General features: G+C 52.3%; 11 protein-coding genes. 5 read left to right on the top strand and 6 right to left on the bottom strand.

What is annotated here, in order from left to right; all coding sequences use genetic code 11:
* Nucleotides 1–409: 409 nt before the first annotated feature.
* A complete protein-coding gene (gene queG, locus ACP5D4_RS19115; RefSeq protein ID WP_428013211.1) occupies nucleotides 410–1,363 on the bottom strand; it encodes a tRNA epoxyqueuosine(34) reductase QueG in 954 nt (317 codons plus the stop codon).
* Nucleotides 1,364–1,619: 256 nt separating this feature from the next.
* Between queG and ACP5D4_RS19110 the strand changes: the two genes are divergently transcribed.
* Nucleotides 1,620–2,123, top strand: coding sequence for an orange carotenoid protein N-terminal domain-containing protein (locus ACP5D4_RS19110; RefSeq protein WP_428013210.1), 504 nt, complete (start codon nucleotides 1,620–1,622; stop codon nucleotides 2,121–2,123).
* A 177-nt stretch (nucleotides 2,124–2,300) separates the two neighbouring features.
* Complete coding sequence (locus ACP5D4_RS19105) at nucleotides 2,301–2,717, top strand: nuclear transport factor 2 family protein (protein WP_428013209.1); 417 nt, start codon at nucleotides 2,301–2,303, stop codon at nucleotides 2,715–2,717.
* 30 nt (nucleotides 2,718–2,747) lie between these two features.
* Here the strand turns inward: ACP5D4_RS19105 and ACP5D4_RS19100 are convergent, their stop codons facing one another.
* The 4 genes from ACP5D4_RS19100 to def form a co-directional block, all read right to left on the bottom strand.
* Nucleotides 2,748–3,182 (bottom strand): hypothetical protein, encoded by a 435-nt coding sequence (locus ACP5D4_RS19100; protein WP_428013208.1) that lies wholly within the window; start codon nucleotides 3,180–3,182, stop codon nucleotides 2,748–2,750.
* A 350-nt stretch (nucleotides 3,183–3,532) separates the two neighbouring features.
* Nucleotides 3,533–6,055 carry an ATP-dependent DNA helicase RecG gene (gene recG, locus ACP5D4_RS19095; protein WP_428013207.1) on the bottom strand — a complete coding sequence of 841 codons (2,523 nt, stop codon included), beginning with the start codon at nucleotides 6,053–6,055 and terminating at the stop codon, nucleotides 3,533–3,535.
* Between the two features lie 140 nt (nucleotides 6,056–6,195).
* Nucleotides 6,196–6,396, bottom strand: coding sequence for a hypothetical protein (locus tag ACP5D4_RS19090; RefSeq protein ID WP_428013206.1), 201 nt, complete (start codon nucleotides 6,394–6,396; stop codon nucleotides 6,196–6,198).
* 44 nt (nucleotides 6,397–6,440) lie between these two features.
* Nucleotides 6,441–7,019: a peptide deformylase gene (def, locus tag ACP5D4_RS19085; RefSeq protein ID WP_428013205.1), complete on the bottom strand. Its 579-nt coding sequence runs from the start codon at nucleotides 7,017–7,019 to the stop codon at nucleotides 6,441–6,443.
* A gap of 40 nt (nucleotides 7,020–7,059) precedes the next feature.
* Here def and ACP5D4_RS19080 point away from each other — a divergent pair, with 40 nt between their 5' ends.
* The 3 genes from ACP5D4_RS19080 to ACP5D4_RS19070 all read left to right on the top strand — a co-directional run bounded on the left by ACP5D4_RS19080 (nucleotide 7,060) and on the right by ACP5D4_RS19070 (nucleotide 9,433).
* Nucleotides 7,060–7,224 carry a hypothetical protein gene (locus tag ACP5D4_RS19080; protein WP_428013204.1) on the top strand — a complete coding sequence of 55 codons (165 nt, stop codon included), beginning with the start codon at nucleotides 7,060–7,062 and terminating at the stop codon, nucleotides 7,222–7,224.
* 21 nt (nucleotides 7,225–7,245) lie between these two features.
* Nucleotides 7,246–8,901, top strand: a complete 1,656-nt coding sequence (locus ACP5D4_RS19075; RefSeq protein WP_428013203.1) for a DUF6930 domain-containing protein — start codon at nucleotides 7,246–7,248, stop codon at nucleotides 8,899–8,901.
* Between the two features lie 304 nt (nucleotides 8,902–9,205).
* Nucleotides 9,206–9,433, top strand: a complete 228-nt coding sequence (locus ACP5D4_RS19070) for a photosystem II protein, Psb35-related (RefSeq protein ID WP_428013202.1) — start codon at nucleotides 9,206–9,208, stop codon at nucleotides 9,431–9,433.
* 37 nt (nucleotides 9,434–9,470) lie between these two features.
* Here the strand turns inward: ACP5D4_RS19070 and ACP5D4_RS19065 are convergent, their stop codons facing one another.
* Nucleotides 9,471–10,778, bottom strand: a complete 1,308-nt coding sequence (locus ACP5D4_RS19065; RefSeq protein WP_428013201.1) for an RNA-guided endonuclease InsQ/TnpB family protein — start codon at nucleotides 10,776–10,778, stop codon at nucleotides 9,471–9,473.
* Between the last annotated feature and the right edge of the window lie 69 nt (nucleotides 10,779–10,847).

Here is a 10,847-nt window from a genome sequence, read left to right as displayed (position 1 = left end):
ACAACTAAAATTATTATAACACAAATCCTTATCAGTGATTTACACTGGTAAAGTCGCCCTTTCAGGGCGACTCTGCTATAAGGGAGAAACTGGAGCGGTATTCAACCCGTTTAAAAACCGAGCCTCTAATCGAGGCAACTGAACCTTGAAAACTAGAGTTAGTGGGTTCTGTTCGGGAAGGCTCGGGCAGGTAAAAGCTCTAAGCAACAAGTACAGAGAACCAATTTTTTCGCGGATTCTCAGGTACGGTAGGGCATACCGAAACCTCCTCTGCAATGGGGAAAACGCCTAGGGAGATAAACCCCTCTGGTATTCATTGGCAACGATGGATAGTAAGGGTTGTCAACGAACTAGGAATCCCAAACCGTGAGGTCTGGAGAATCGCCGCTCTTTTAAGGCGGCGAGTATGTCAAGAACTGTCTTTTTCCCCAGACCAATTTGGCAAGTTTGCCTTGGCGTTACGTCGCCACATCCACGGCTTAATTCGGCGTAAGGCGGAGGCGCGAAATCGACGATCCCAGTCCTCTTCAGAAAGCGTCACCAGTTCCGATAACCTCGGAGCGCGGTTTTCAGGGTAAGGTCGAAATTCCTCAACGTCGGTTTCGGTGGCAAATCGCTGGTTCCAAGGACAAACCTCCTGGCAAATGTCGCACCCTGCAACCCAGCCTTGGAGGTTTTTCGCGATGTCGGGGGGCAGGGTGTCGCTGCGGTTTTCGATGGTGTGGTAGGCAATGCAGCGGTTGGCATCGACGACAAAAGGACGCACGATCGCATCGGTGGGGCAGGCTTGCAGACAGCGGGTGCAGGTTCCGCAATGTTCCGTATGGGGTCGATCGATCTCCAAGTCCAGGTTGGTGAGGATTTCCCCGAGAAACACCCAGGAACCATATTTTCGGGTGATGACGTTGCCGTTTTTGGCAATCCAACCCAACCCCGCTTGTTGCGCCCAGGCTTTATCTTGAACCGGCCCGGTGTCGGCGTAGTATTTGGCGCGAATCCCCTCCCCTTGGCTTTGCAACCACAGCGCAAAGGCTTTGAGTTTTTTATCGAGAACCCGGTGATAATCCCGTCCCCAGGCGTAGCGGGAAATTTTGGCGAAATCGTCCTCCTGGGGTTGTTCGTCCGGCGTGTAGTAGTTCAAGGCCACGGCAATTACCGATTTCGCCTCCGGGAAACAGGCTTTCACATCCTGGCGTTTGGGATTTTTCATCCAGTCCATATCGGCGTGGTATCCCTGCGCCAACCAGTTTTGTAACTGTCGCACGTTTTCCGGAGGCGATTCGGCGGCGGCGATTCCCACGAGATGAAATCCCAACTCGTAGGCTTTCTGTTTGATGCGATCGCTGTTGAGGGCTGAGTTCATGGCAGTTCTGGGGGGTCGATCGACTCCTGAATCGTACAATTAGGAACTTCAATCGCTTAAAAATTGGATTTTTAGGCGATTATCTCGTTTTAAAGGAGGTTTGCTCCCTAAAACAGCGTTTGAATTTTAAAAAAATAACACTTTTTAGGTGAACTCATTATGATTCCAGATTCCATCGATTTGTAAATCTTATTTGCTTTTTATTAAGAAAGTTTGCAAGATCGAAGTAGCCGCTTGACAAAGGTAGAGTAAAACCATGGCATACGCCACGACTGCTAACCCCGCACTCTCTGTTGTCGATTCTGCTGCGCTCGTTCCCGCAGTGGCAGCTCGCTTCAGCCGCTTGTCCGTCGACGACCAACTCGCGCTTCTGTGGTTCGTCTACACCGAAATGGGCAAATCCATCACTCCTGCTGCACCGGGTGCAGCCCGTCTTCACCTCGCAGAAGGTCTTCTCGAGCAAATCAAAGCCATGCAACCCGAGGAGCAACTCCAAGTCATGCGCGACTTGGCTGCGAAACGCAACACCCCTACAAGCCGCGCCTACGGTGCTTTGAGCGTCAACACCAAACTGGCGTTCTGGTATCGCCTCGCGCAGTGGATGGACGAAGGAACCGTTATCGGCGTTCCTCAAGGCTATCGGATGTCTCGTCCCGCTCAAGAAATTCTCAACGTCCTGGTGACGAAGGCTGATTTCAGCCAACAAATTTCGATTCTCCGCAAAGCGGTTATCGACATGGGTATCGATCCGCTGTCGTAATTGCTTGCTTGTCAGTTCGTATTGACGTTTCCTTACGTTTTACGTTGGGGTGAAGGGACTTCTTCGGGGTCTGTTCCTTCATCCCTTTTTTTTGAAGGTCTGAATTTTTGAAGGAAGTCCTGAAGTGTTGAAGCTCTTGACTTCAAATCTCGCAGTTGCTATTTGAGGATTTATCTGATGTTTAAACGAACCATGGATACCGCCGCGATCGCCATTGACAGCATCGACGAACCCGTAGTCTGTCGCTATTTTGAAACCCTCAACACGGGGGAGTTCGAGAACACGGCGCAACTGTTCGCCGAAACCGGTGCGTTACATCCACCCTTTGAAGAGGCGGTGGTGGGACGCGAGGCGATCGCCCTCTATCTGGAAACAGAAGCCGAGGGGATCGCCTGTTTTCCCAAACGGGGGGAAATCGAAGGTCTCGACGACGGAACCCGCCTCGTGAAAGTAGCGGGAAAAGTCAAAATGCCGCTGTTTGGCGTTAACGTGGGGTGGACGTTCCACCTCGACGACGCTTCGCAACTGTTGAGCGTGAAAATCAAGCTGGTGGCGTCGCCGCAGGAACTTCTCAATCTCAAGCAATTTGCCTAACGGTAGGGTTTGGGTCTCATCGAACCCGGATTACGCCGCCATCGACTGGGCAAACATCCGCTCCATCATACCTCGACCGAGTTCCACGTCGCTGGGGGCGGGTTGCCAGTCGGGGTGAGCTGTCATTAAGAGGCTTTCGAGGGTTTCGCCATCGAATAAGTGCCATACCGGAGCGCCGTCGATGGTATCGGCGATCGCGTAACAGTTGGCCGCCACACAGTGAATCGTGCAACCGTCGATAATGCGGCGGATGTCCATGCGATCGCCCGGTTCCAAACCCCGAAACCGCAAAATCGCCTGTTTGAATTCCTCAAAACTGGACACCGACAGACCCGGAACCGTCGTGCCAACCGACTCGTCGCCGTTGACCCACAGCCAATAGCGACGGGCGGGATCGATGCCGCGCAGCCAAGGTTGGGGATCGTCGAGGTGATAACGGGGAGCGAGCGGGAATAACGGTTCCATAGCTGACTCATGGGGTTTACGCTACAGGATTTAATTTGTCAAGACTACACCCGATCCGTCAATTCAACTTCGTAAATCTTAGTAATTATGTTTGCTTATTTAAACTTGAGTTAACTAATGTAAAGCAAAACCCGCCGTTTTTGGCAAATTTTCGTTCCTGAAAACCGCCTTGAAACGCCCAAATAATGCTGAAAACTCTTCATTATCTCACAAAAACAGCATTTCTTTATAATTGTGTATAGACACAAAGAAATATTAAGGAACGTAACAGAGCCTGCGTCTCTCAAAACCTCCCCAAAAAACCCCTATGTGTCCTCTGTGTCTCTGTGGTGAATTCTCCATGTAGTGAATTAAGTCAAAATCGAGCCACCCAACAACTGCGCGAATCGCTTCTCTAACTCCCGTTTCATGCGAGGATAGCGATCGACCGTCGGATCTTTGACAATAACCCGTTCGGCGGCGTTTCTCGCCAGAATCAACACCTCGCGATCGTCCACCAAACTCGCCAGCGCAAAATCCGGAAGTCCAGACTGACGGGTTCCCAACACCTCACCGGGACCTCGTAGCTGCATATCCATCTCCGCGATGAAAAAGCCATCTTGCGACTGAGCCATCACTTCCAACCGCTGCTTGGCGTCAGCAGAGGCTTTAGCGTGAGTCATCAAAATACAAAAGGATCGATCGCCGCCGCGTCCCACTCGTCCCCGCAACTGGTGTAACTGAGACAAACCAAAGCGTTCGGCGTTTTCGATTAACATCACCGTGGCGTTGGGAACGTCCACCCCCACCTCAACCACCGTCGTGGAAACCAGGATTTGCGTTTGATTGGTGCGAAACTGCTCGATGGCGTTTTCCTTTTGCGCCGAAGTCATGCGACCGTGAAGCAAGCCAATCTCGTAGTGAGGAAAAACCTGCTGTAACCGTTCGTATTCCTCCACCGCCGATTTAATATCGAGTTTTTCCGACTCTTCAATTAACGGCAAAACCGTATAACATTGACGACCTCCCGCCACTTCTCGACGAATCAAATCGTAAGCCTCTTGACGTTGCTTCCCCGATAAAACCGTCGTTTGAATCGGTTTTCGTCCGGGGGGCAACTCGTCAATTTGACTTACATCCAAATCCCCATGTAGCGTTAACGCCAAGGTTCGAGGAATCGGCGTCGCCGTCATCGAAAGCACGTGGCAAATGCCGTTCGCGCCTTTTTGCTGCAATTTCGCCCGTTGGTGAACCCCGAAGCGATGCTGTTCGTCGATAACAACCAAGCCCAACTGATGGAATTTTACCGGGTCTTGAATCAAAGCGTGAGTTCCCACGAGAACCGGAAGTTCTCCCGTTTGTAATTGGGTGTGAATTTCGCGACGTTTGCTAGTTTTAGTCGAACCCGTCAGCAGTTCCACCGGAATTTGAAGTAAGTTCAACCAACCGACGAGTTTTTGATAATGTTGTTCGGCTAAAACTTCCGTCGGTGCCATCAACGCCGCTTGATAACCCGATTGGATAGCGGCCAAAATGGCGACGACGGCGACGACGGTTTTACCCGCCCCCACGTCTCCTTGAACCAGGCGGTTCATGGGCGTGGTTTTCGACAAATCGCCGAGGATTTCTCGAACCACCCGCTGTTGGGCGCCCGTGAGTTGGAACGGAAGAATGGAGTAAAAGCGATCGACCAACTGTCCCTGTCCGGAGAGGGCGGCGGAGGCGGGACGACTGGCGATTTCGCCGCTTTGTTTGAGTTCGTGGCGGCGGCGCAACAGCCCCAGTTGCAGATAAAAGAATTCATCGAAGACCAAACGGCGACGGGCGCGATCGAGACTCTCGCTATCCTTGGGAAAATGAATCTGTTCGATGGCCGTGGGTAAATCCACCAAATCGTATTTCTGACGCAGTTTCACCGGAAGCGGTTCGAGAACCTGTCTCGCCGCCGGAAGAACCGCCAACACCGCCCGACGCATCATGTCCGCCGTCACCCCTTCCGTGAGGGGATAGACGGGGAGAACCCGCCCGACGGTGATGGATTCGATGCGTCCTTCCGAGTGGCTGAGAACCTCCAAATCCGGGTTGTCCAGGGTGACGCCGTACTTGTTCTTTTTCACTAATCCCGAGGCTGCTACCGTCGCCCCACGGGGATATTGCGCCCGTTGCGCGTATTGCCATCGGGAGGAAGTATAACGATGTCCGGCGTAGAAGCGGGTGATTTTGACTTGTCCGGTGGGATCTTTGAGGACGAGTTGGAAAATGGTCAGTTTCTTGTTTTTGGAACTGGAGAAGAAGCGACAGCTTTTCACGTCGCCGATGACCGTGACGGTTTCGCCAGGTTCCAAGTCGCCAATACTCACTTGACGGGCGTAGTCGATTCGATCGCGGGGGAAGTAGTAAAGTAACTCCGAGACCCGGTAGAGTCCCAACCGGGCTAAGCGATCGCCGTTGCGCCGTCCGATGGCTTTAACCTCCGTCAGGGGTTGCGTTAAATGAAGCGAGTCGGGGTGGGTGTAGCGGGCGGTGGTTTGTTGGGCGACCGTTTCGATCGGTGCCGTGGGCGGCGTTTTGACGCGAGTTGGGCGAGTCTCTTGCTGTTGCGATCGAACCTTCTCGAAAACCCGCTGCATTTGCAGCAAAAAGCGGCGAGATTCCGCCACCAAATGCTGACGTTGAGACGGCGTAAACTCTCCATAACTGGCGAATCGATCGCCGAGTTCCTGCCAGCGGCGTCGATCGTCTTCAGGGAGTTCCTGGGGAGGCTGACTGAAACTGAGTTTGAGAAATTCGTGAAACTGATACTCCCGCCCCATCAAATTGGGAAACCCACGTTCGGCTTCCACACTGAGGGCTTTTTGCAAGCGTTCCCAATCTGGGGCGTTCGTCGTCGGCATAGCGGATTCAGATAGATGGCGAGATGGGGAGATAGATAGATGGGGAGATGGGGACAGGGGGAAAAATTGTCAATTCTTCTCTCCCCTTCACATCCCATCATCCCATCATCTCATCATCTCATCATCCCCTCATCTCATCATCACTGATTCGCCTTGGCATCGCGGACGGCGGCGAAGAAGAAAAAGCCCCCCAGGGGAACGCTTAAGGTTAAGATGGCGCTGGTGAAGGCAACGCCATACTGTGGGGTTCCCGAGGAGAGTTCAAAAATCGATCCGACGGCCGCGATGGCGGCGACGCAGGAACAGGCGAGAAAAAAACCGGCTTTCGGGGTGGTTCCCATGGTCTCGAAATGCTCCTTATGGTGAGTTGGGCGCGGCGTTGGGCTTATTTACCCTTTTTAATCCGTCGGACATCTTTGAAGGAAAAACCGTGTTTGGCTAACTCTTGGGTGAGTTCGAGTTCGTTGTCCGCGCGATCGACGAACATAATCCCCTCGAGGTGATCCATTTCGTGTTGGATGGCGCGGGAAGGCAACCCCGTAAACGTGCGGGTTTGGGGGCGTCCCCGTTCGTCTTTGTAGGTGACTTCGATGGCTTCGGGACGTTTGACATCGAGATAGACGCCGGGAATACTCAAACAGCCTTCGGGTCCTACGGCGATATCGCGGCTGAACTTCTTAATTTTGGGGTTGATCAAAATCAACGGCGGGGTGGTCGGGTCGTCGAGGTTGCAATCGACCACCAGCATTTGTTTGGAGATGCCCACCTGGGGCGCAGCCAGCCCGATACCATCTGCACTGTACATACTTTGCAGCATTTCTTTGGCGAACTGGCGCACCTTGTCGTCTACTCGGGAGACGCGCTTGCAGTTTTGACGCAACACGCGATCGCCGAGATAGTGAATTTCTAGAGGCGGACGTTCGAGTTTAGTTTTTTCGACGAGAATCGGGGCGGTGCTTGGCATAAGGTCTGCAACTCTTTCTCAATAGCAGCTTTCATTACAAATGATAACGTTTGTTGCCTGGGCTGGGGAGGCGAAATCCGTCGATCGCGCCGATGAGTTCTTGGGGTTCCCAGTGGTACAGTGGAATAGTCACCCCGGTAAGAACGCCGCTTCAGAGAGTTGGGAGGTTGCGCTTGAGGTGCGCTCCCGAGAGACGTTCGACTGATAGCTAATTTCGTATACGATCGTGCTGACTCCATCTACTCGTCGCCGTTTGCAAAAATTAGAACAAATCCCGAGTGTTTGGGAAGGAGACCGACGCCCGTTGAGCGTATCGTCGGAGGAAGATAGTGCCGAACAGACCGGGGAATGCGTGCTTTGGGTCGATGGCTCTGAGGGCTTCGTCCGGGCGATGGACATGGTGACTTCTGATGTGGGGTTCGAGGCGATCGTGCGGACGCTGATTCGGGCGATGGAACATCCCCACAATCCGGCGCAACCAGCCCGACCTCAGAAAATTGTGGTCAAGGATCGGGAGTTGTTGTTCTTTTTGCGAGGTGTCTTGCAAGAGTTGGACATCGCGTTAGATTATGCCCCCGATTTACCCCTCATCGATGAAATTTTTCAGGGGTTGCAGAGTACGGTGAAATCCCGCCCGCCCCATTTACCGCCGCAGTACGAGAAGCCGCTGAAGGATGTCGCTCACGCCCTTTGGAAAGATGCGCCCTGGGACTATTTGGGCGACCATCAGATTATTGCCGTTCGGCTCGATCGATGGGGTATCGAGACCTTTTACGTTTCTGTGTTGGGGATGTTGGGACTCGATTACGGGATTTTGATGTATCGATCGCTGGAGTCGTTAAAGAGCTTTCGCGCTTCGGTGTTGGAGAACGATTCGATCGAAAAACTGGAAAACGCTTTTCTCAGCCAAGACTGTTTGTTTTTAACTTATGACAGTCACGAAGAATTCGATGACGACGAGTTCGACCTCTACGATTTACCTTGGTCGGAAATTGACGCCCAGTTCGGCAACCTGCATCCGTTAGAAGGGCTGCGATCGTTTTTATACGAAGAAGAAGCGGTTCCCGTGTGGGTGGCGTTAAAGGCGCTCGATCGCTTCTTCTCCAAAAAGCACAACCAAATCGACGACGACGATTTTCCACCCCTCGAATCCACCTACAAAATTTCCCTTCCTTCGGAGATGGGAATTCCTGAAAAGTCCGTCAGCGTCACCGTTTCGACTATGCCCGACCTGGCCGAGGAACTGTTTGACATGGCTGTAGACGACGAGGACGACGAGTTCGACGAAATTTTCGACCTCGACGATCTCCCTGAAGACTTTGACCTCAGCCGCTTGGCGGCGTCGCCCATCCTTCGAGAAGATTTGATTCCCGATGGTTCCCTGCTGACCCTGGGAAGCATCACCGAAGAACTGATTGAGATTTTACGGATGAGCGCACAATATCATATGTGTGGCGGAGACGCACCCGAAGAGGTTCCAGGGCTTCCGGTGGTCATCGTACAAACCACTCGGCCGAAAGTGAAAGATACTGTCGCCCGCATCGAAGACGCCGGGGGAATTCGCGCCATTTGTTTCAATCCCGGCGAAAATCCCGCCAGCGGCGAAGAATTCGACCTGGGGATTTTACAACTCGGGAACGGAGAACTGTATTTGTTTGGCGAGTACAGCTACGATAACCCCCAGTATCAGAGCGTTCGCAAAAAGTGGAACAAGAACAAACAGCAAAGTCAGGGCTATTGTGGTTTCATCTTGGCCATGGGGGCGACAGGCGCCAATCGCGGTAATCCCCAGTTGCGAGATATGATGGCGTTTTATGAAATCCCCGCCATCGACCCCGATGAATTGGGACTCGGACTGTTACAGATGATTCCCATGATTTAGGGAGTATTGTTTTAGGTTTAACCCTTTATCATAACTCATTTTTTGACCCCTGGCAATAGTTGTAATGTCAGGGGTTTTTTCAGGTTTACAAAGCAGATCGATCGAATTTTGCCAGGTTTCCGTTCGTTTAATACCTTCCAAAACTACTACTATATAAAGCTTTTAGCTTTTATCGACGCCCAGTCACACGGCAATACGATCGCGATCGCACCCCCAAAGTGCGCCCGGTCACTGTTACATTTTTTTAAACTCTGTTACATTTATTTACAGAAACGGAACAGGAAAGTTTTCGGAGGACTCACAAATGGCTCTCGTTATTTCTCTCATCATCATCGGTTGGACGGCGGCGGCGGTTCTCGGAACCCAAGCCTATTTCCGAGGCGAGCAAAGCAAACCCATCCACGAGCGCAACTGGAACAACACCGCCTTCGACCAACTCGCGGAAGCCTTTGTGGGTCGTCAAACCGATTACACCGTCCGGGTTCCGGTGTATGCGATGGACGAATTCGCCACGCGCAACCTCGATCGCTAAACCATCGCAACCCTGCAAGTTTTCCCAGCAGACATCATTAGATATTTAGGAGAATTGACACTCCCCAGCTATCACGGCGTGGGGATTCTTCCTTCAACGATCCGACTTGCTCTGACAGGTTTGCACCAGCCAAAGTAGCGGTCAAATCTCCAGAAGCGTTTGGGTCATCGACCCAAGTTCCGGTATGCCCTACCGTACTCAAGGCAGCGTTCAGGATGTTGATGGCTGCGTTGTGGTCTCTGTCAAGTTCGCAACCGCACTGACAAACGTGGGTGCGAGTTGAAAGCGTCTTTCTGACGACCGTGCCACAACTCGAACAGGCTTGGCTGGTATAGGCAGGTTCGACCGCAACGGTTATCCTGCCAAACTTTTCTCCAAACTGTTCCAACCACTTCCTGAACTGATACCAACCCGCATCATCCCCCCAACCCCCCTTTGAAAGGGGGGCGAAGGGGGGATAGTGGTTTCTCACCAGATTCTTAATCCTCAAATCTTCGTAGGCCACCAAATCCCCCCCAACCCCCCTTTGAAAGGGGGGCGAAGGGGGGATGCAACGCGCCAGTCTCTTGGCGTGTTCTTCACGTTGCCGACTTATTTTGAGGTGTACTCGTCCGAGTCGATTGACGGCTTTTTTTCGGTTGGCAGAGCCTTTCTGTTTTTTGCTCACCCTTCGGTGAGCGCGTTTCAGCTTTTTCTCGGCGTTTCGGTAAAACCTCGGATTCGGTTCAGTCTGTCCGTTTGAGTCGGTGTAGAACTCCTTGAGTCCGACATCTAAACCCACGGTATTTCCTGACGGCTCGAGTGTTTCTCGAACCTCGACACTGACGCAGAACTGAGCGTAATAACCATCGGCTCTGCGAACCAGTCGAACCCGTTTGATTTTTTCGGTATCGTAAAACGCCAAATCCCAAGTTCCGATTAACTTGAGTCGTCCGATACCTTTCTTGTCGGTAAAACAAATGTGTTTAGGGTTGAGTAACTTCCAACCGGAAGTTTTGTACTCGACGGAACGACTGTTCTTTTTGAACCTGGGATATCCTTTCTTTCCAGGAACAGACTTGCGACAGTTCTCGAAAAATCGAGCGATTGCCGACCAAGCGCGTTCGGCTGAAGCTTGACGAGCCGTGCTGTTGAGTTCTCGAGCAAAATCGTACTCTCGGGCGAGTACCCGACAGTACTTATTGAGGTCGTATTTGTTGACCCCAGGGGTATCCATCCAATAGCGCAGTGCCTTGTTGCGAACGAACTGTGCGGTTCGGATCGCATCCCCCCTTCGCCCCCCTTTCAAAGGGGGGTTGGGGGGATGGTGGGGCTTCCCTTTGATTTTGAACTCGAGAACAAGCATCGTCGTTTGACTTGATTAAACTAAGCCGGGCAGTCGCCCACCCGACTCGTCTTCAAAACCGTGCGTGCA

Source organism: Baaleninema sp., assembly GCF_049974805.1.
GTDB lineage: Bacteria > Cyanobacteriota > Cyanobacteriia > Cyanobacteriales > Geitlerinemataceae > Baaleninema.
The sequence above is the reverse complement of the archived record's forward strand: the minus strand, read 5'-3'. Positions and strand labels throughout refer to the sequence as shown.

Bases quoted from the DNA above. Each gene is read 5' to 3' on its own strand.
- queG (WP_428013211.1), bottom strand. From the start codon at position 1,363: ATGAACTCAGCCCTCAACAGCGATCGCATCAAACAGAAAGCCTACGAG.
- ACP5D4_RS19110 (WP_428013210.1), top strand. From the start codon at position 1,620: ATGGCATACGCCACGACTGCTAACCCCGCACTCTCTGTTGTCGATTCT.
- ACP5D4_RS19105 (WP_428013209.1), top strand. From the start codon at position 2,301: ATGTTTAAACGAACCATGGATACCGCCGCGATCGCCATTGACAGCATC.
- ACP5D4_RS19100 (WP_428013208.1), bottom strand. From the start codon at position 3,182: ATGGAACCGTTATTCCCGCTCGCTCCCCGTTATCACCTCGACGATCCC.
- recG (WP_428013207.1), bottom strand. From the start codon at position 6,055: ATGCCGACGACGAACGCCCCAGATTGGGAACGCTTGCAAAAAGCCCTC.
- ACP5D4_RS19090 (WP_428013206.1), bottom strand. From the start codon at position 6,396: ATGGGAACCACCCCGAAAGCCGGTTTTTTTCTCGCCTGTTCCTGCGTC.
- def (WP_428013205.1), bottom strand. From the start codon at position 7,019: ATGCCAAGCACCGCCCCGATTCTCGTCGAAAAAACTAAACTCGAACGT.
- ACP5D4_RS19080 (WP_428013204.1), top strand. From the start codon at position 7,060: ATGATAACGTTTGTTGCCTGGGCTGGGGAGGCGAAATCCGTCGATCGC.
- ACP5D4_RS19070 (WP_428013202.1), top strand. From the start codon at position 9,206: ATGGCTCTCGTTATTTCTCTCATCATCATCGGTTGGACGGCGGCGGCG.
- ACP5D4_RS19065 (WP_428013201.1), bottom strand. From the start codon at position 10,778: ATGCTTGTTCTCGAGTTCAAAATCAAAGGGAAGCCCCACCATCCCCCC.